The 20,652-nt window shown below is 70.2% G+C and carries 15 protein-coding genes; 11 read left to right on the top strand and 4 right to left on the bottom strand.

The window, feature by feature from the left end:
• From P2P98_RS14965 to P2P98_RS14915, 11 genes are all read left to right on the top strand, one after another.
• A partial coding sequence (locus tag P2P98_RS14965; RefSeq protein ID WP_345799727.1) for an Ig-like domain-containing protein occupies window positions 1-3,163 on the top strand: 3,163 nt, incomplete at its 5' end.
• A 97-nt stretch (window positions 3,164-3,260) separates the two neighbouring features.
• Window positions 3,261-4,235, top strand: a complete 975-nt coding sequence (locus tag P2P98_RS14960; RefSeq protein ID WP_058595432.1) for a MoxR family ATPase — start codon at window positions 3,261-3,263, stop codon at window positions 4,233-4,235.
• Window positions 4,236-4,260: 25 nt separating this feature from the next.
• A complete protein-coding gene (locus P2P98_RS14955) occupies window positions 4,261-5,637 on the top strand; it encodes a DUF58 domain-containing protein (protein ID WP_275800927.1) in 1,377 nt (458 codons plus the stop codon).
• Complete coding sequence (locus tag P2P98_RS14950) at window positions 5,634-8,111, top strand: transglutaminase domain-containing protein (protein ID WP_275800925.1); 2,478 nt, start codon at window positions 5,634-5,636, stop codon at window positions 8,109-8,111. Before P2P98_RS14955 ends, P2P98_RS14950 begins: the two co-directional genes overlap by 4 nt.
• Entirely contained in the window at window positions 8,108-9,664 is a 1,557-nt protein-coding gene (locus P2P98_RS14945; protein ID WP_275800924.1) for a DUF5684 domain-containing protein, read from the top strand. The genes P2P98_RS14950 and P2P98_RS14945 overlap by 4 nt, the downstream gene beginning before the upstream one ends.
• A complete protein-coding gene (locus P2P98_RS14940; protein ID WP_275800922.1) occupies window positions 9,661-10,395 on the top strand; it encodes a hypothetical protein in 735 nt (244 codons plus the stop codon). Before P2P98_RS14945 ends, P2P98_RS14940 begins: the two co-directional genes overlap by 4 nt.
• A 363-nt stretch (window positions 10,396-10,758) precedes the next feature.
• Window positions 10,759-11,127 carry a 30S ribosomal protein S12 gene (rpsL, locus tag P2P98_RS14935; RefSeq protein ID WP_013584051.1) on the top strand — a complete coding sequence of 123 codons (369 nt, stop codon included), beginning with the start codon at window positions 10,759-10,761 and terminating at the stop codon, window positions 11,125-11,127.
• A 5-nt stretch (window positions 11,128-11,132) separates the two neighbouring features.
• Window positions 11,133-11,603 (top strand): 30S ribosomal protein S7, encoded by a 471-nt coding sequence (rpsG, locus tag P2P98_RS14930; protein ID WP_058595427.1) that lies wholly within the window; start codon window positions 11,133-11,135, stop codon window positions 11,601-11,603.
• Between the two features lie 86 nt (window positions 11,604-11,689).
• Window positions 11,690-13,804: an elongation factor G gene (fusA, locus tag P2P98_RS14925; RefSeq protein WP_058595426.1), complete on the top strand. Its 2,115-nt coding sequence runs from the start codon at window positions 11,690-11,692 to the stop codon at window positions 13,802-13,804.
• 159 nt (window positions 13,805-13,963) lie between these two features.
• Complete coding sequence (gene tuf / locus P2P98_RS14920; RefSeq protein WP_058595425.1) at window positions 13,964-15,157, top strand: elongation factor Tu; 1,194 nt, start codon at window positions 13,964-13,966, stop codon at window positions 15,155-15,157.
• Between the two features lie 241 nt (window positions 15,158-15,398).
• Window positions 15,399-16,238: a hypothetical protein gene (locus P2P98_RS14915; protein ID WP_275800914.1), complete on the top strand. Its 840-nt coding sequence runs from the start codon at window positions 15,399-15,401 to the stop codon at window positions 16,236-16,238.
• Between the two features lie 30 nt (window positions 16,239-16,268).
• Here P2P98_RS14915 and P2P98_RS14910 read toward each other — a convergent pair whose 3' ends face one another.
• From P2P98_RS14910 to P2P98_RS14895, 4 genes are read right to left on the bottom strand one after another with little or no spacing between them, the layout of a single operon-like run.
• Window positions 16,269-17,498: a hypothetical protein gene (locus P2P98_RS14910; protein ID WP_275800912.1), complete on the bottom strand. Its 1,230-nt coding sequence runs from the start codon at window positions 17,496-17,498 to the stop codon at window positions 16,269-16,271.
• Complete coding sequence (locus P2P98_RS14905; protein ID WP_275800910.1) at window positions 17,479-18,858, bottom strand: hypothetical protein; 1,380 nt, start codon at window positions 18,856-18,858, stop codon at window positions 17,479-17,481. Before P2P98_RS14905 ends, P2P98_RS14910 begins: the two co-directional genes overlap by 20 nt.
• The gene (locus P2P98_RS14900; protein WP_275800907.1) at window positions 18,855-19,952 is read right to left on the bottom strand and encodes a glycosyltransferase family 4 protein; all 1,098 of its coding nucleotides are present in this window, start codon (window positions 19,950-19,952) and stop codon (window positions 18,855-18,857) included. Before P2P98_RS14900 ends, P2P98_RS14905 begins: the two co-directional genes overlap by 4 nt.
• Window positions 19,949-20,650, bottom strand: a complete 702-nt coding sequence (locus P2P98_RS14895) for an acyltransferase (RefSeq protein ID WP_275800905.1) — start codon at window positions 20,648-20,650, stop codon at window positions 19,949-19,951. The genes P2P98_RS14900 and P2P98_RS14895 overlap by 4 nt, the downstream gene beginning before the upstream one ends.
• Window positions 20,651-20,652 lie beyond the last annotated feature (2 nt).

The raw sequence follows: 20,652 nt of genomic DNA, 5'->3' as shown, positions 1-20,652 counted from the left end.
GGTGATGCTCGACCGGATCGTCAGCCAACCCGATCGCGGGACCGCGTCGATCTCTCCCGACGGACTTTCTCTCGTCTACGCGTCCGTGCCCGGGGATCGTGGCCAGGTGTCGTTCCGCTACCGCGTCTCCGACACTGCCGGCGCCACGGGCGAGGGCACCGTGCGCATCGGCGTCCTGGATGCCCAGGCGAACCCGAGCCCCATCACCTTCACCGACTACGTCCAGGTGCAGGCGGGCGCAGACAGCCGGCTCCGCGTGAGCCCGCTCGCGAACGACATCGATCCCACGCAGGGTCGTCTGACGCTCACCGGTGTGCGTCCCGACCTCCCCGAGAAACTCGTCGACGGCGAGGACAACCCCGAGTACGCGCGCCTGGCCGAGCGGGTCGAGTCGGTCACCGACACCGGGGTGGTGATCCGCGCGGGAGACGCCCCCGCGACGATGTCGTTCCTCTACGACGTGGCATCCGATTCCGGGAACACCGGGCGAGGACTCATCGTCGTCAAGGTCGTTCGCGAGAGCGTGCCCGACTATCCGGTCGTGGCCGACACGGCGCTCACCCTCGAGGACCGCGACGACTTCACGACGGGGGTCGACGTTCTCGCCGGTCGCGCCACGTGGTCGGGCGGCGACGTGAGCGACCTGAGGGTCTCGCTGTGGGGGAATCCGTCCGACGTCCGCGTCGACGGGCGACGCATCTCGGGGGATCTGCCGGCGACGCGCCGCATCATCCCCTTCGCGGTCACGGGCACGGTCGGCGGCTCCGAGGTCACGACCTACGCGTTCCTCCGCGTCCCCGGTGACGACGACGTGACGCTCGCCCTGCGTCCCAACTCGGCGCAGCGCGTCGACGAGCTGTCGTCGGTCGAGTTCGACATGGCATCCCTCGTCGCCCTTCCTCGGCGCGCCACCCTCGAGGTCGGCACCGAGGCCACCACGACCGGCGCGCGCGCCGAGGCGCGGTGCACGGTGTCGGGCTCCCGGGTGACCTACGAAGCCGGGACCGGGTCACCGTGGGCCGATGCCTGCATCGTTCCGGTGCGCATCGCGGGGACGCAGGAGTGGACGCTCCTCTCCGTCCCGATCGGCATCGTGGCGCGCGACCCGCAGCCCGAGCTTCGCCCCGGCTCGCTCACGGTCGGGCCGGGCGAGACCGCGACCTTCGACCTGCGCAACATGACCTCGTGGCAGCTGGGCCGCGAGGACTGGAACAGCATCCGCTACGCGCTCGAGTACTCGGGGTCGGCGTTCTCGTCCGTCACGCTCGACGGCTCGACCGTCACCGTGACCGGTGCTGATCGCGCCATTCCGGGAAGCGAGAACGCGGCCATCATCACGGTGACGAGTCACAACGCGGTGGCTCCCGCCCGTCTCCTCCTTCGCGTCGGAGCAGCTCCGTCGACCCTCCCGCAGGGCGGCACCACCTCGCGCCAGTGCTCGCAGGCCGACGGTTCCTCGTGCACGATCGAGGTGATCGGCGCTGACGGAGAGGTCAACCCGCTCCCGCGCACACCGCTCGAGGTGGTCGGCGTCCGGTCGACGGGAACCTGCACGGGCGTGAGCTTCGCGGTGGCCTCGGCGACGAGCATCGCGGCATCCTGGACCGGCGACGCCCCCGGTGCGACCTGCGCCGCCAGCGTGACCCTGCGCGACGCCCAGGGGCGCAGCACCGCGGGTCCCCGCGACGCGCGCGTCGTGCTCGACCTCCAGGGCTACCCGCGCACCCCGGCGAGCGTCCGCCAGTCCGCGTACGCCGACGGCTCGCTCACGCTCCGCGTCGACGCGGGGGAGGCGCGGCGCGCATACCCCGGGCTCACCGGCTTCGTCGTGCGATACCGCGGCGACATCGTCGCCCGTTGCGCGCCGGACGGCGGCTGCCCCACCGTCTCCGCCCCGAACGGCGACCAGCGCGAGTACGTCGTCACCGCCGTCAATGACGTGGGCGAATCGCGCGGTTCCGTGCGCACGACCGCGTGGGCGTACGACCCGCCGCCGCGCCCCGACAGCGTGGACTGGACCCCGACCGTCACGGACGACGGCTCCGGCAACGTCGTCGACCTCCTCGTGCGAGGAGTGGATGCCGCCGAGACGGGGTCTCTCCAGATCCGGAGCAGCACGGGCGAGACGCAGACCGTCTCGGTCGGGCGCAACCAGCAGGACGTGCCGATCAAGGGCTTCCGCGTCGGCAGCAACGCGTCGACGGAAGTCCGCGTCACGCCGCTGTCGCGCTTCGACGTCCCCGCCGGCCTCGGCGGCTCGGTCGAGGGCGGCGTCCTGACCTTCCGCGCCCACGGCGTGGGCAAACCGACCGGGCTCGCGTTGACCCTCACCTCGCGCACGGCGTCCGACGGGTCGGCGACGATCATGGCCCAAGCGACCGCCGATCCGAACGGCACTGATTCCGAGCTGCGCTTCGGCATCGTCGAGGGGACGAACTGCCGGACGGGCGATGACGGCGCACGCCGTGAGTTCCCCGGCAAGAAGGACGGCGAGGAGTACACCTTCACCGCCTGCGTCGACTCGGTTTACCAGGGCAAGACGTACGGCTCGGCCGCCCCCGTGACCGACACGAAGCGGGTCGATCAGGATCGCGCGGCGCCGCAGGGGTACACGTTCCGCGTCGACGCGGAGCCGATTCTCGATCGTGATGGCGGTCGCGCGATCGCGCGCTGGCGGATCGACGAAACGATCCAGGCCGGAAACAAGCCCCCGCGCAACAACGTGCCCAAGTACACGAACTTCGACAACAACAGGTCGACGGTCTTCGACAGCGACCCGGGTATCGGCGTCTACTTCGAGCACGAGTTGTGGGGCACGAAGTCCGAGACCGGACGCGTCACTCCCGCCGACGGCAGCGCGCCCTATCAGGTGCAGGCTTCCGCCTACGTGCGTTCGTGCGTCGCCGGCGACGAGCTCGACATCGTGACGAGCTCCAGCAACGACAAGGCGGTCCTGAAGGTCGACACCTCGAACGCGGTCTTCCGTGATGGGAACGGAGCGGTCGTGCCGCGCGCCGAAGGCAGCGATCGCGTCCCCGTGGGCGCGGAGCGCGTCGAGAATGTCGTCGTCACCGTCGACTGGTCCGCCCAGGGGTGGGGACTCGACGCGGCGACGCTCACCGTGTCGGGCTCCTGCTCGCCCGGAACCCCGACGAAGCCCTGACCCGCCGAGCCTCGACCCGCGAAGCACCGATCCCCGCGTAGTCCGGCCCCCGGCATCCATCCCCCCGCATCCATCCCCCAGAGAGAGACCCACCGACATGACGATCACCCAGGAGCAGGCGACCTGGTTCGCGCAGACGTTCTCGCAGATCGCCGACAACGTCGAGCGCGCCGTGCTCGGTAAGAGGCACGTGGTCGAGCTCGTGCTGACCGCGATGCTGAGCGACGGGCATGTCCTCCTCGAGGACGTGCCGGGTACCGGGAAGACCTCGCTCGCGCGCGCGGTCGCCCAGTCGGTGCAGGGGACGAACACCCGCATCCAGTTCACGCCCGACCTGCTGCCGGGCGACATCACCGGCATCACGGTGTACGACCAGAAGACGGGGCGATTCGAGTTCCACGCCGGGCCCGTCTTCGCCAACATCGTGCTCGCCGACGAGATCAACCGGGCGAGCCCGAAGACGCAGTCGGCCCTGCTCGAGGTCATGGAAGAGGGGCGGGTCACCATCGACGGAGTGTCGCGCGAGGTCGGCGTGCCCTTCCTCGTCCTCGCGACGCAGAACCCCGTCGAGCAGGCGGGCACCTATCGCCTCCCCGAGGCGCAGCTCGACCGCTTCCTCCTGCGGACCTCGCTCGGTTACCCCGATCACGCCGCCACCGTGCGCATCCTCGACGGAGCCGCGGTCTCGACGGCAGACCTCCGCCCGATCGTCACCCCGCAGGCTCTCGTCGGAATGGCCGACCTCGCGGCCACCGTGTACGTGGACGCCCTCGTCCTCGACTACATCGCCCGGCTCGTGGATGCCACGCGCTCCGCCGACGAGGTGCGCCTCGGCGTCAGCATTCGCGGGGCGTTGGCCCTCACCCGGGCCACCCGTACCCGCGCCGCCGCGCAGGGCCGCACGTACGCGACCCCCGACGATGTGAAGGCGCTCGCCGTGGCGGTGCTCTCGCACCGGCTCATCCTGCACCCCGAGGCCGAGTTCGACGGGGTGACCGCGGAGGCGGTCATCGGGCAGGTGCTCCTCGACGTCGCACCGCCCACGCAGCGCGAGAGCGAGCGCGCGCGATGACCTCCGTTGCGAGGGGAATTCGCCCATGCCGGAGGTGAACCTCACCGAGTCGCGGTTGACGCGCACGTCCGCCGGCACGGCCGTCACCGGCTCGCGCACCTCGATCACGTCCACCTCGACGCGGCGCGAGCGGCGGATCGTGCGCGCCGTCGTGCGCGTCGCCGAGGCGTGGCGCGTCACGACGGATGCCGCCGTCACGGCGACGCGATGGGCGGGGCGCACCGTGCGCCCGGCGGGCGCCGTCGTGACGCTCGCCGCGACGGGGGGCCTGCTGCTCGGCGTCGTCTTCGGTTGGGTCGAGTGGATGGTCGCCGGCAGCGCCGCACTCCTTCTGCTGCTCATGAGCGTGCCCTTCCTCTTCGGTGCCCGCGCCTACGCCGTCGATCTGACCCTCGCGCGTGAGCGCGTCGTGGCCGGTCACGGTGTGACGGGCGAGATCGTCGTGCACAACGAGAGCTCGCGTGTGGCGCTCCCCGGGCGCCTCGACATCCCCGTCGGGCAGGGCCTCGTGGAGTTCGGGGTCCCGCTCCTTCGTCCGGGGCAGAGCGTCACCGAGGCGCTCGAGATCCCGCCGCTGCCGCGCGGCATCGTCCGTGTCGGTCCGGTCACGACCGTCCGCAGCGATCCCGTCGGGCTCCTGCGCCGAGAGCACGACTTCGACGACGCGCACGAGTTGTTCGTCCACCCCCGCACGGTCGCCCTTCCCTCCACGAGCGCCGGTCTCGTGCGCGACCTCGAGGGCAACGCGACCCGTCGCCTCGTCGACGCCGACATGTCGTTCCACGCCATCCGCGAGTACGCGCCGGGCGACTCGCAGCGGCAGGTCCACTGGAAGTCCACGGCCAAGACCGGCCGACTGATGGTCCGTCAGTACGAGGAATCGCGCCGCTCCCGCATGGCCGTCGTTCTCGGAGCCGCCTCGCAGGAGTACCTCGACGCCGACGAGTACGAGCTCGCCGTGGCCGCCGCGGCGTCGCTCGGGCTTCGCGCCGTCCGCGACGCCCGCGACATCGACATCGTCACGGGCTCCGAGATCCCGCGCGTCGTCAAGGGCCGTCTGCGCGCGATCCGTCACGTGCCGACGATCACTCCGCGACAGATGCTCGACGGATTCAGCGCCCTCGAGCGCTATGACAACACCATGCCGGTCTCCGACGTCTGCCGCCTGGCATCCGAATCGAACGAGCGTCTTTCGATCGCGTTCGTCGTCGTCGGCTCCCGGGTTCCCGTCGCGCACCTGCGTCAGGCCGCGCTGGCCTTCCCCGCCGACACCGCGGTCGCGGCCGTCGTGTGCGACGAGCGTGCGCACCCGCGCATGGAGAGCATCGCCGGCCTGACCGTCCTGACCATCGGCACCCTCGACGATCTCTCCGGGCTCCTCGTGCGGGGAGCGACCTCGTGACCGCCGCCCGGCATCCGGGGCGCGTCGTCGCCGCCGCGCTCTACACGCTCGTGACGGTCGCGCTCGCCGCTGTCGCCGCCTGGCCGGTCTACGCCTCGCGGTCCTTCCTCGTGCTCGTGGTCGTGTCCGCCTTCGCGGCGGCGCTGATCGTCGCGCTCGTGACCTGGCGCCGAGGCGGTGGGTGGATCACGGCGGCCGCGACGGTCGTCGCGTTCCTCGTGCTGTGCGTGCCGCTCGCCGTCCCGTCGCGGCTCGGGGGGCCGCTCGAGATCCTGCGGGGCATCGGCGAGGCATCCGCGGGCGTCCTCGTGGCCTGGAAGGACCTGGTCACCGTCGACCTCCCGGTGGGCGACTACCGCAACCTGCTCGTGCCCGCCCTCGTGGTCTTCCTCGTCGGCACCGTGCTCACGCTCTCCCTCGCCGTGCGGACCGATCGGCGATCGACGGCCGCCGTCGTGAGCGGGTTGCTCATGACCGGGTTCGGTCTGTTCTTCGGGCGGACGTCCCCGAGCTCGCCGCTCGTGTGGGGTCCGCTGTCGCTGCCCGCGCCGATCGAGACCGCGGTGGGGCTGGCGGCGCTGCTCTCCGCGGTGCTCTGGCTCGCGTGGCGGGCCCACGACGAGCGGGTCCGGTCTCTCCGTCGTGCCACCGCCCTGGCGACGGTCGCGTCGAGCACGCGGCGATCGCGGACGGATCGGCGTCGCGCCCTCACCGGGGCGGGCATGATCCTCGTCGCCGCTCTCGCGACCGTCGCCGTGGTCCCGTGGGCGGCTGCCGACGCCGACCGTCGCGTGCTGCGGTCGGCCACGGGTCCGGAGCGGCAGATCGCGGAGGCGGTGAGTCCGCTGTCCTCGTACCGGGCGATGTTCTCGGACGCCCGCGTCGACGACGTGCTGTTCCAGGTGAACGGCGACGGTGCCCTGCCCGACCGCATCCGCGTCGCCACGCTCGACTCCTACGACGGAGAGATCTTCCGCTCCTCGGGCACGGGCGAGGGGCGCTTCGTCCGCGTCCCGTCGCGACTGCCGTCGGGCGAGGGGCGTCCGATCGACGCCGAGATCGAGATCGGCGACCTCGGCGGAATCTGGATGCCGACGGCGGGAAGCCTCAGTCAAGCCACCTTCGCCGGCGACCGGGCGAACCAGCTGGCCGACCGGTTCTACTACAGTTCCGCCGCAGAGGCGGGCGTGCAGATCGCCGACGGCGGGCTCGAGCCGGGCGACCGCTACCGGGTGACGGGGACCGAGACCGCCGCGGTGGACGTCGCGAGCCTGACTCCTCCCGGCGCTCCCGGCGGTGTCTCGGGCGGCGAGAACCTCCGCCGGTGGGTCGACGAGCACGCGACCGGCGACGGCGGGGCGGCGCTCGCTTCCCTCGTGCAGCTGCTGCGGGAGCGCGGGTACCTCAGCCACGGATTGGCGCCGGCCGCGGGCTCCGCACTCCCGAAGTGGGCGACCGATCTCTCGGGCTATCAGGTGCAGCCGAGCGCGTCCGGTCACTCCTTGGCCCGCATCGAGACGATGTTCCAGCGCCTGCTCGACCGGGAGGACGACCCTCGGGCCGCGGCATCCGGAAACTATGTCGCCGCCGTCGGCGACGACGAGCAGTTCGCCGTCGCCGTCGCCCTGATCGCCCGCGAGCTGGGCTTCCCCGCGCGCGTCGTCGTCGGCGCGCGACTGACGTCCGCGGATCCCGCGCTCCCGACGTGCGACGCCGGGATCTGCCGTGCCGAAGACCTCAGCGCGTGGACCGAGGTACAGGGCACCGATGGACAGTGGGCGGCGATCGACGTCACCCCGCAGCGGGAGCAGTCGCCGAGCCTCGAGGTCACCGAGCAGCGCGACCCCGAGAACGTCACCGAGGTGCGCCCCGACACGGTCGACGACGTCGTTCCGCCGGCTCCGTTGCAGGAGGACAACAGCCTCGACGATGAGAACCGGGCGGACGACGGTCTCGATCTCGCCTGGCTGTGGCCCATCCTGCGGATCACCGGGCTCTCGCTTCTCGTCGTCCTGGTGCTTTTCGGCCCGTTCCTTGCGGTGGTGATCGCGAAGGTGATCCGTCGTCGCGGCCGCCGTCGCGATCCCGACCCTCGCGCCGCGATCGCCGGTGGGTGGGACGAGTACGTCGACGCCGGTGTGGATGCGGGTCGCGAACTCCCGCCGGCATCCACACGCCGAGAGCTCGTGTCGGCGTGGGGCACAGCCGGGGGCGAACGTCTCGCGGACGAGGCCGATCGCGCGGTCTTCTCGTCCCGGACCGTCACGGCCGACGAAGCCGCGGCGTTCTGGCGGATCGTCGATGCCGAACGCCGCACGCTCACGCGTCAGCGCGGCGGATGGCGGCGGCTGCTCGCGGCCGTATCGTTGAGATCGTTCCTGCGGTTCCTCGCCCCGCGCCCCACGCGCCGACGGCCGCCGCACCGCGACGAGAGGGGGAAGCGCCCCGCCCCACGGCGGCGCGACACGACATGAACGATTCCACCGGCGCCATCCTCGGGCTGTCCACCGCCGTCCTGTTCGTCATCCTCTATGTCTGGTACGCCCTGGCACTGTCGGCGATGTTCGCCAAGACCGGCGAGCCGTCGTGGAAGGCCTGGGTCCCCGTGGTGAACGGCGCCACGATCCTGAAGCTCGGCGGCTTCTCGCCCTGGCTCATCCTTCTGAACCTCGTGCCGCTCTTCGGCGGGATCGCGTTCGTGATCGTCTTCACCGTCGCGGTGCATCGCATCAGCGTCGGGTTCGATCGCGGGGCCGGGACGACCGTGCTCGGCGTTCTCCTGCAGGTCGTGTGGGCGAGTGTTCTCGGCTTCGGTTCTACGCGCTGGTACGGGCACGAGGCGATCCGCTCGTCCGCGGTCGATGAGAACTCCGCGCCGTCGCGACGGGGCCAGGACTTCGCCGGTCCCTACGTGCCCCTCGTCGGGGGCTGGACGCCCGAGCCCCCCGCCGCGGCAGCCGACGACGATTCACCCCGCTCCGAGCCCGTCGTGCTCCCCTTCGCCGCTCCCTCCGGTTCGCTGGCGGACGCCGTGCCCTCGGCCGTGGATTGGGCGCCGTCCCGTCACGACGACGAGGCCCCGCTGTCCGAGCGCCCCGCCGCGCCTCGCGCGCAGGACCGCGCTCCGGATGCCGCGCCCCCGACGTCCGTGTTCGACGTCCTCGATGCCCTTCGCGCCGACGCGAGCGACCCCGCTCCGCGTCGCAGCACCGCCGATGCGGCGCCCGCCTCGTCCGACCCCGACGACAACGGCTTCCAGCCCACGGTCCCCCTGACCCCGGGTCTGCCCTTCCGTGGGCGGGGTGCCGCCGCGGTGCCCCCCGCGCCGACGGAGTCCGAGGTCGAGCCCGCGCCGCGCGCCGCGCAGACGTTCCCGCAGCCGGAGCCGTGGGCGCCGCCGCGCCGGGCAGAGGTCGTCGATACCCCGGTGTCGGATTCTCCTCTCACGCGTCCCGCCCCCGAGGCGCCGCCGGCCTCCGAGGCGCTCGCCACCGACGCCGAGGTGACTCCGGACGAGTTCCCCGAGCTGTCCGAGGCGGTCTCGGCCGTCTCCGGTGCTCCGGATGCCGGCGCCCCCCGCTCCGCGCGCACCTCGGTCGCCGCGCTGTACACGCAGCCGGAGTTCGCCGCCGACCCGGACGCCGACGACGACCTCGACGCCCTGGATCGCACGGTCGTGGCTCGTCGACGCCGGATCCCCTGGGCGCTCGTCCCGCCCAGCGGCGACCCGATCCACCTCACGTCGCCCGTGGTCATCGTGGGTCGCCGCCCCGCCGCCGACACCGCATTCCCCGACGCACAGCTCGTGGCGATCTCCGATGACACGCGCACGGTGTCCAAGACCCACGCGCGACTCCAGCTCCGCGGGGACACGTGGTTCGTCACCGACCTGGACTCGACGAACGGAGTGCTGTTCGCGACCCTCATGGGCACCGAGATCGAGGCGCCTCCGGGGGAGGAGATCGAAGCCGGTGAGCGGTTCTTCCTGGGTGACGCGGAGGTGCGGCTGTCCCGGAGGGACGCGTGAGCGGCCCCTACGACAAGCCGGACGACCCCGACGAGGTCACGCTCTGGGCGGGCCGACTCCGGCCCTGGCCGACGGCCCCCGTCGACTCCGAGCAGGATGACGCCGACGAGACGGTCGTCGCCCGTCGCCGCCGTTCCGGAGGCGCCGATGACGACACCCTGATCGCCCGGCGTCGCGGAGACGACGACACCGTTCGCGTGGACCACGCCGGAGGCGGGGAGGAGCAGCCCGTCGCTGCGGAGGTGATCGATGACACCGCACCCGGTTCCCGCATGTTCGTCGACGACACCGTCCGCTCCGCGCGCGGAACGTCGGCGGACGACGACACCGCGCCGCGACTCCGCACCGAGGTCGATGAGACGGCGCGCTCGCCCCGGACCGTGCAGCACGATCACGAGACGGCTCCGGGGTCCCGGGGATCACGCGACGCGCTTCCCTCGCGAGATGCTTCCTCGCGCGGGCTTGCGCCAGCCGCCGACGATGCTCCGACCGCTCCGCGACCCGCACGCGTCCCCGACCCCGACGCTGCCGAGACGTACCGGCCTCGCATCGACGACGCTGTTCGCGTGCAACGCAGCGCGCCCGCGCCGAGGGGCGGTCCCGAGCGCGATCCCGCGCTCGTGCGCGCCCGATCCTCGCGTCGCGGCGCCCTCGCCCCGCTCGTCATCGGCGGAACGACCGTCGCCGTGATCGCGGGAGCCCTGGCCGTTTTCCTCGCGCTCGCCCGCTGAGCGCGGCGATCTCGCGGACGGTCGCGCACCGTGTGCTGCGAGATCGCCCCACGTTTGCCCGCACCCCCGAACACCACGTATCATTGACCGGGTGTGCGTTCACGCGCGCCGTGCGTCATGCCTTCGGGCAGGGGGTGCGGATCAACGCTCGCACCATCTCAGGGATCGATCTGCGAACAGGTCGCCCCCACGGCATATCCACCACAACCGCGTCCGATCATTCTGACGTGCGGTGGATCACACGTGAGCCCGACACGTCACGAATCGCAAGATGCGCGAAGTGTCGGGGGAGACACGACCGCTGTCACCGTGCAGCACCCCGGACGGTCCGAGAGGAACCGCCCGGCCAAACAAGGAGAGAACGTGCCAACCATTCAGCAGTTGGTTCGCAAGGGCCGCTCGCCGAAGGTCTCGAAGACCAAGGCTCCCGCGCTGAAGTCGAACCCCCAGCAGGCCGGCGTGTGCACCCGCGTGTACACCACGACCCCCAAGAAGCCGAACTCGGCCATGCGCAAGGTCGCCCGCGTGAAGCTGCGCAACGGCACCGAGGTCACCGCCTACATCCCCGGCGAGGGCCACAACCTGCAGGAGCACTCGCTCGTGCTCGTCCGCGGTGGTCGTGTCAAGGACCTCCCCGGTGTCCGTTACAAGATCGTCCGCGGTGCGCTCGACACCCAGGCTGTCAAGAACCGTAAGCAGGCTCGTAGCCGCTACGGCGCGAAGAAGGGCTGAGAACCATGCCTCGTAAGGGTCCCGCCCCGAAGCGTCCCGTCGTCAACGACCCGGTGTACGGCGCTCCCGTCGTCACCCAGCTGGTCAACAAGATCCTCGTCGACGGCAAGAAGTCCATCGCCGAGGCGATCGTCTACGACGCTCTCCGCGGCGTCGAGGCGAAGAACAGCCAGGACGCCGTCGCCACGCTCAAGAAGGCGCTCGACAACGTCCGTCCCACCCTCGAGGTCAAGAGCCGCCGCGTCGGTGGCTCGACCTACCAGGTTCCCGTCGAGGTCAAGCCGCACCGCGCGAACACCCTCGCGCTGCGCTGGCTCGTGAGCTACGCGAAGGGTCGTCGCGAGAAGACGATGACCGAGCGTCTGCAGAACGAGATCCTCGACGCCTCGAACGGCCTCGGTGCCGCGGTCAAGCGCCGCGAAGACACCCACAAGATGGCCGAGTCGAACCGCGCCTTCGCGCACTACCGCTGGTAAAACCCGCGGAGGGTCTGTGACCGAACCCGGTCGCGGACCCTCCGATGGGCCCGGCACCAACCTCCCAACAGGTAAGGAAGACACCCGTGGCACAAGACGTGCTCACCGACCTGCACAAGGTCCGCAACATCGGCATCATGGCGCACATCGATGCCGGCAAGACCACGACGACCGAGCGCATCCTGTTCTACACGGGCGTCAACCACAAGATCGGTGAGACGCACGATGGTGCGGCGACCACCGACTGGATGGAGCAGGAGCAGGAGCGTGGCATCACGATCACCTCCGCTGCTGTGACCTGCTTCTGGGAAAAGAACCAGATCAACATCATCGACACCCCCGGTCACGTCGACTTCACGGTCGAGGTGGAGCGCTCGCTCCGCGTCCTCGACGGTGCCGTCGCCGTCTTCGACGGCAAGGAGGGCGTCGAGCCCCAGTCCGAGACCGTGTGGCGTCAGGCCGACAAGTACGACGTCCCCCGCATCTGCTTCGTCAACAAGATGGACAAGCTGGGCGCCGACTTCTACTTCACGGTCGACACCATCGTCAACCGCCTGAAGGCCAAGCCCCTCGTCATCCAGCTTCCGATCGGTGCCGAGAACGACTTCGTCGGCGTCGTCGACCTGGTCTACATGCGCGCTCTGGTCTGGCCCGGCGACGCCAAGGGTGATGTCACCATGGGTGCCAAGTACGAGATCCAGGAGATCCCGGCCGACCTCGTCGAGAAGGCGCAGGAGTACCGCGAGAAGCTCCTCGAGACCGTCGCCGAGTCCGACGACGCGCTGCTCGAGAAGTACTTCGGTGGCGAAGAGCTCACCCACGAGGAGATCAAGGGCGCCATCCGCAAGATGACGATCGCCAGCGAGGTCTACCCCGTTCTGTGCGGCTCGGCGTTCAAGAACCGCGGCGTGCAGCCCATGCTCGACGCCGTCGTCGACTACCTCCCCTCGCCCCTGGACGTGCCCGCCATCGAGGCGCACGACCCCAAGGACGAAGAGGTCGTCATCGAGCGCCACGCCGACCGCGACGAGCCCTTCGCGGCCCTCGCGTTCAAGATCGTGACGCACCCGTTCTTCGGTCGCCTCACCTACATTCGCGTCTACTCGGGTCACCTCGACTCCGGCGCCCAGGTCGTCAACGCGACCAAGGGCAAGAAGGAGCGCATCGGGAAGATCTTCCAGATGCACGCCAACAAGGAGATGCCGGTCGAGTCGGTCACCGCCGGCCACATCTACGCCGTCATCGGCCTCAAGGACACCACCACCGGTGACACCCTGTGCGACCCGGCCAACCAGGTCGTCCTCGAGTCGATGACGTTCCCGGAGCCGGTCATCGAGGTCGCGATCGAGCCCAAGACCAAGGCCGACCAGGAGAAGCTGGGTGTCGCCATCCAGAAGCTCGCTGAGGAAGACCCGACGTTCCGCGTCGAGCAGAACGCCGAGACCGGCCAGACCGTCATCAAGGGCATGGGCGAGCTCCACCTCGACATCCTGGTCGACCGCATGAAGCGCGAGTTCAAGGTCGAGGCCAACGTCGGCAAGCCCCAGGTGGCGTATCGCGAGACCATCCGCAAGTCGGTCGAGCGTCACGACTACACCCACAAGAAGCAGACCGGTGGTTCGGGTCAGTTCGCGAAGATCCAGTTCGCGATCGAGCCCCTCGAGGTCACGGCCGACAAGACCTACGAGTTCGAGAACAAGGTCACCGGTGGTCGTATCCCGCGCGAGTACATCTCGCCGACCGACCAGGGCTTCCAGGACGCCATGAACGTCGGCGTACTCGCCGGCTACCCCATGGTGGGTGTCAAGGCGATCCTCCTCGACGGCGCTTCGCACGACGTCGACTCGTCGGAGATGGCGTTCAAGATCGCCGGCTCGATGGGCTTCAAGGAGGCCGTCCGCAAGGCGAACCCCACCATCCTCGAGCCGATCATGGCTGTCGAGGTGCGTACTCCCGAGGAGTACATGGGCGATGTCATCGGCGACCTGAACTCGCGTCGTGGCCAGATCCAGTCGATGGAAGACGCCGCCGGCGTCAAGGTCGTCCGGGCCAACGTGCCGCTGTCCGAGATGTTCGGCTACATCGGCGACCTGCGCTCGAAGACCTCGGGTCGCGCCGTCTACTCGATGGAGTTCGACAGCTACGCCGACGTCCCGAAGGCCGTGGCTGACGAGATCATCCAGAAGAACAAGGGCGAGTAACACCGCTCTCCGGATGCCGGGAACCAGGGTTCCTGCTCGGGTTCCCGGCATCCACTCAAACTCAATACCGACTCTCTAGTAACCTGAGAACCATCCCCGTGGAGAATCGGTCGCAATCCAGCGCCCGAGACTTCGCAACTACGTCCTGAGGAGGACCCAGTGGCTAAGGCCAAGTTCGAGCGGACCAAGCCGCACGTGAACATCGGAACGATCGGTCACGTCGACCACGGCAAGACCACGCTCACCGCTGCCATCTCGAAGGTGCTCGCCGACAAGTTCCCGTCGGCCACCAACGTCCAGCGTGACTTCGCGTCGATCGACTCGGCGCCGGAAGAGCGTCAGCGCGGTATCACCATCAACATCTCGCACGTCGAGTACGAGACCCCGAAGCGTCACTACGCTCACGTCGACGCGCCCGGCCACGCCGACTACATCAAGAACATGATCACCGGTGCCGCTCAGATGGACGGCGCGATCCTCGTGGTCGCCGCCACCGACGGCCCGATGGCTCAGACCCGTGAGCACGTTCTGCTCGCCAAGCAGGTCGGCGTTCCCTACCTGCTCGTCGCGCTGAACAAGAGCGACATGGTCGACGACGAGGAGATCCTGGAGCTCGTCGAGCTCGAGGTTCGCGAGCTGCTGTCGTCGCAGGACTTCGACGGCGACAACGCCCCCGTCGTCCGCGTCTCGGGCCTCAAGGCTCTCGAGGGTGACGAGCAGTGGGTCAACTCGATCGTCGAGCTCATGGAAGCCGTCGACGAGTCGATCCCCGACCCGGTGCGTGACAAGGACAAGCCGTTCCTCATGCCCATCGAGGACGTCTTCACCATCACGGGTCGTGGAACGGTCGTCACGGGTCGCGCCGAGCGCGGTACCCTCGCGATCAACTCCGAGGTCGAGATCGTCGGCATCCGCCCGACGCAGAAGACCACGGTCACGGGTATCGAGATGTTCCACAAGCAGCTCGACGAGGCCTGGGCCGGCGAGAACTGTGGTCTGCTCCTCCGCGGCACCAAGCGTGACGACGTCGAGCGCGGCCAGGTCGTCGTGAAGCCCGGTTCGGTCACCCCGCACACCAACTTCGAGGGCACGGCGTACATCCTGTCCAAGGAAGAGGGCGGCCGCCACAACCCGTTCTTCACGAACTACCGCCCGCAGTTCTACTTCCGCACCACGGACGTGACCGGCGTCATCACGCTGCCCGAGGGCACCGAGATGGTCATGCCCGGTGACACCACCGAGATGTCGGTCGAGCTCATCCAGCCGATCGCCATGGAAGAGGGCCTCGGCTACGCGATCCGTGAGGGTGGCCGCACCGTCGGTGCCGGTACCGTCACCAAGATCCTCAAGTAAGTCTCTCCAGACTTCACTCGGCAAGGGCCGGGCCTTCGGGCCCGGCCCTTCGTCGTTCCCGGATGTCGTTCCCGGATGCCGGTCCTTCACGCCGCTACCGGGTGCAGCGCCGGATGCCGACACCCCGGGCCGGCACGAGAGGAGCACGTCGCACGGCTTCGGCGCCTGAGCCAGACGGCGGTGCGGGGGAGCCGATGCCCGCGAAGTGGGGCCGATCGGGTGAAACCCGTAAGCTGAACGGGTGAGTGACACCCCCTTCGAGCCGAGTCGGCGCTCCCGTCGCGAGGCCCGAGCGGCCGTCGACACCCCCACGACAGACCGGACGACCAGTGTCGACGACGGTGTCACCCGCACCGAGCAGCAGCGCTCGTCGCGCGCCGAGACCGACTCGCGGTCCGCGTCGCGTACCGTCGAGCGCCCTTCCGGGAGCTTCTTCGGCACGTGGAAGCCGCTCGTCGCGGCAGCAGCCGCGTTGATCGTGGCCGTGGTCGTCGGGCTGATCGTGACGGTGGCTTTCGACGGCGCCGCCGGTCGCAGCGCCGGCAGCGTGTTGGCATCCATCGTCGTCGGTGGCACCGGGCTGGGCCTGATGGCGCGCACGCGTCCCGCCGGATTCTTCCGGGTGCGCGGCCTCGACGTGCTGTGGGGGCTCGTCCTCGGGGCGATCATGCCCTTCATCGCCGGGATCGGCGCGGTCTCGCGTGGGTGGCCCGCCTTCGAGGCGCTGTCGCTGCGGTGGTTGATCCTGGGGGTCGCGGCACCGTTCCTCGTCGTGATGATGCTCACGTTCTTCGCCATCGGTTTCGTCTATCCGGCGGCTCTCGCCTACGCGTCGACGCGCTTCTCGCCGACCATCGCCCGTGTCGTCTCGGGCGCGGTCTCGGCCGTCGCTTTCGCCGTCATCCCGATCGTCTTCGCGGGAAACGTCTCGGGTATGCCGTTCGCCCTCCCCGTCGGGCTGGGGATCGCGGCATCCGTGTTCGTCGCTCTGTCCCGGCGCTTCTGGGGACCGCTCTTGATGGGTCTGGTCTTCACGAGCGTATGGGTGATGCTCTCGATCGCGGGGTTCGTCCTCGCCTGAGCGAGGGCTCGCGACAGCACACCCGCCGGCTCAGCGGTTGCGTAGAACGGGCAGCGCCGTGACGGCGAACACCGTCAGCACGATCAGCTGCACCGAGGCGACCCCGCCCGCCGCTCCGGCGACGCCCGCGAGCGAGGAGCCCACGAGCACCGCCGGAACGATGAGCAGCGCCCCGACGCAGACCGCGGCCAGGTAGGCGCCGTCGCGGCCCGCGGGGAGGACCACGCACATCCCCAGGGCGGTGGCCAGCGTCATCGCAGCCAGCGCGATCCCCCCGAAGAGGGCCGTGAGCGTCGAGATCTCGAAGCCGGGCCCCAGCACCACGGGCGTCGCCCACGGCACGACCAGGGCGAACCCCGCGCCGAGGGCGACGGCGAGGACGACGTGGATGCCGACGGCCCGGCGCATGCGTCGGAGGCCCGCGTCACCGGAGGCCGACGACACCCAGCCCTGGAAAGAGCCCGTGATCATGTAGACGCCGATGTAGCCGTACTTGAGCACGCGGTCGAACGGGGCGAATCCGATGGCGGCCGGAGAGCTCGCCACGCCGAGCGTGGAGAGGGGAGCCGTCTCGGAGAAAGTGAGGAGTCCCGCGGCCAGTGCGGTACGCCAGCCGCCCCGGTAGGCGCCCCGCGCGTCGGCGAGGGCCGCTCGCACGGAGAACCGTTCCCGGAGGCCGATGAACCAGGTCGCGGCGAGGAAGGCCGCGAGAGTGCCGACGAGCAGGATCGTGGGGTACAGCAGGGGAGTGGTCGTGAGGAGCGCGGCGACGGCTCCGACGAGGTTGAGGACGATGCGCGGCACGGCGTCGAAGATCAGGGAGAGCAACGGTCGGCCGACGCCCACCGCGTACCAGCTGAGCGACAGTCCCTGCAGCGAGAAGGCGAGCGCGGACACGATCGCCAACGCGTGGTCGTCGGCGTGACTCGCGAAGGCGGCGACGACGGCGACGAGCGGCAGGACGAGCAGGCTGTTGGCGCCGCGAACGACGATACTGGCGCGGAAGACCCGGGCGGGGTGCGACGAGCGCGCGGCTTCGACGGGGCCCCGGACGGCCCACCCGAACGTGATGATCGTGGCCGCCAGGGTGCCGAGCGCCTGGCCGATCGCGATCTCGGCGAATCCGTCGGGCCCGGCCGCGCGGGTGATGAGCGGCAGAGCGATGAGGGGCGAGATCGCGGATACCGCCGAGACGGCCGTCAGCAGCGCGACACTCCGGGCGCGGTGCGGGCGGGGAGCCTCAGACGCGGTCGAGGTCACGTTCGCCTTCGGTGAGGGGCCGCAGCAGCACCGCAATGAGGATCCAGGTCACCGCGAACCAGAACATGCTCGTCAGGGTCGCCGAGAGCAGATAGGACGCGAGCAGGCCCGCTGCGACGGGCTTCCGCTCGCGGGGCACGCAGACGAACACCGTCACGAAGAGGAGGGCCAGCAACCCGAGGCCGACGATCCCGCCGTCGTAGAGCACCTGGACGGGCAGCATGATGATGTGCCCGCTGACGCCCGGGGTGCCCGGCTGTTCGTGGCGAAGGCCGAACGTATTCGTCCCGTTGCCGAGCCAGAGGTTGACGCCGTGCATCTCCTGCGCCGCACGTCGGGCGACCTCGAGGCGGAAGCCGATCGTGCCGCCCTGGAAGTCGACGTCGCCGATCTTGTTCTGCTGCTCGGGGTTGGTCGGGTCGGGCACGCGAGTCGGGGCCGGTGCGGGCGTCGAGCTGTCGGCGGGTGCCATGACGGATGCTGCGGGGCTCGTCGTCGCGGGGAGGGTGCGGTCGGCGGGCGCGGTTCCTCCCATCGCGGCGATGATGCCGTACGTCACCACGAGCGTCGCGATGAGGATTCCCGCGGGGAGGATGCGCGTGAAGCGCTCGCGCCACGAGGAGCGCAACGAGAAGAGGGTGAAGACGACGAAGACGCCGAGGCCGAGCACGAGGCTGAAGACGGCTGTGCGGGTCTGCGAGGCGATGAGCCCCAGCGGCACCGCGACGGCGATGGCGGCGGTCTCCCATCGGCCGATCCCGCGCCGCGTGATCGTCAGCAGCGTCCAGAAGATGAGGATCGAGGCGTAGATGTTCGCCTCGATCGCGGTCACGCGGGCGACGTAGACCTCGTAGAGCCAGTCGAAATCGGTGCCGAGGGCGATCTGTCCACGGGTGAGATTGGCGACAGCGTAAGCCGCGAAGCCGACAAGGGCCCAGGGAGCCACCGACGCACGACCGAGTCGTGCGGCGACTTCGGCCCCCTCGGCGATCGCCATCATCGACACGAGCAGCAACAGATCGATCACGAGCCAAATGAGGATCGACGCACTCCCGGTCAGGCTCGGCGAGAAGACGAGGGTCGTCACTACGTTCCAGATGACGAACGCGCCGTACACGAGCGCGACCGGGTGCCGGAGCGCGCGCAGGAACGCCCCGCGCAGGACCGGGTGCACGATCATCCAGGCTGCCAGCACGAGCGGGACGACCTGCTCAACGCGCACGCGGAATCCGGCGATCTCGGCGTCGTAGCGCCCGAGGAACGAACTCACCACGACCGCGGCGATCAGGCCGAGCGTGATCAGGCGGGTCCGGCCGGTGAGGCTCGGGCGGGCGTAGGCGGTGGCGGGGGAGAAGGTCATGAGCGAGGCACCAGGTCCCAGAGTTCGGCGCGGATGCGACGGTCGAAGGTGTTGCGGGAGAAGAGCTTTTCGAATCGGGCGCGCGCGGAGCCGGCCGCGGCACGCACGCTCTGCTCGTCCAGGGCGTCCAACGCCGCGGCCCATGCCTCGACATCACCGGGGGAGATGAGGAGGGGACTGTCGCCCGCGATCTCGCGGAGCCCGCCGCTGTCGCTCGCCACGAGGGCTCGCCCGGCGCCGAGCGCCTCGATCGCGATCGTGGGGAGCGGGTCAGGGAGGATGCTGGGGACGACCACCACGTGCGCGGCGTCGAGGTGCGCGCGCACGTCCGACGTCGGCCCGGTGACGGTGATCTGCGCGCGGCGCGGCGACGACTGGACGAGGGCGGGCACGTCGACGGCCTCGCCGCTCGGCGGGCGATCGCCCAGAACCTCGAGGTGCAGATCGTCGCGCGTCGCGGCATCCCACGCCGCGAGCAGCACCCGATGGCCCTTCCAGGCGTTCCATCGGCTGGCGACGACGACGCGGATGCCGTCGGCGAATGTCGGCAGGGGAGCGGGCGGTGCGGAGTCGAAGCCGTTGTTGACGACGCGGGTGCGGGAGCGGAGGGCGGGTGGCAGCACGTCCGCCACCGCGGAGCTGACGGCGACGATACGGTGCGCGAAGCGCAGGAACGGCACGACCGCGCGGGAACGCTCGTCGATGTGCTCGTGCAGGTGCAGGACGACACGCGCCCCCGCCGCGCGTGCGGCTGGTGCGGCTAGCGTGGCGGCGGCGGTGTTGAGGTACACCAGGCTCGGGCGCGCCGCGAGCAGCCTCAGACTCGTGATCAGCGCCCGCCAGCCCAGACCCGGTAGACGCGCCGGACGCAGGTACGCCCGGCGCATGATCGGCAGCGCGAGATGACGCACCGGGATGCCGGCATCCTGTAGCGCCTGAGACAGCTGACGCTCGGGATAGTCGACGTCGGTCGGCAGCCAGACTTCGACGTCGAGGTCTGCCGGGGCGGTCCGCAGCACCTCGAGTAGCACGCGATCCGCGCCGTACATCTCGTCGGAGGGGTGCACGACGATGCAGCGCCGCCGGCGGGTCACGAAGCGCTCCGCGCCTTGAGCTCCCGGGCAGGGATGCCTCCGTAGACGGCTCCGGCCGGCACGTTGCGGGTCACCACCGCGCCGGCGGCGACGACGGCGCCATCGCCGATCGTCACGCCGGAGGTGATGGTCACGCCACTGGCGATCCAGCATCCGGAGCCGATGGTGATGGGAGACCACTCGACGCCCTGCGACTTCACGTCGATCGAGGGATCGCTCATCACGTGGTCCTCGGCGAAGAGCCGGACGCCGGGGCCGAGCATCGTCTTCTCGCCGATCGTCACGCCCCCGGAGCACCCGATGTAGCATCCGGGCGACAGGCTGCTGCCGTCGCCCATGGTCAGCCCGACACCGATCGCGCGGGAGTAATAACTGCTGGGACGGATGAGCGTGCCCGTGCCGATCGAGACCCCGTCGCCGAAGCGGATGCCGTCGCGGCTGAGTCCTTGGATCTCTGCGAAGTCCTCCACGACGAGGTCGGACCCGGCGTGCACGAGGTGCGCGTTGCGCACCCGAACGCTGCGACCGATGAGAGGGATGCCGTTCACCGAGCCGAGTCGGGGCGACAGCAGCGCACCGCGCACGGCCATCGGGCCGACCTTCGCGGCGAGTTGCGCACTCACGATGCGCCACCGGTCGCTGCCGGCCTCGCGCAGACGCTCGCGCTGCTCGTGGATGATCTTTCCGGCGATGCCCATGG

The organism is Microbacterium sp. Kw_RZR3, from assembly GCF_029222405.1.
In the GTDB taxonomy this organism is placed as follows: Bacteria; Actinomycetota; Actinomycetes; order Actinomycetales; family Microbacteriaceae; genus Microbacterium.
Note: the sequence above shows the minus strand (reverse complement) of the source record. Positions and strands in the feature narration are given on the sequence as shown.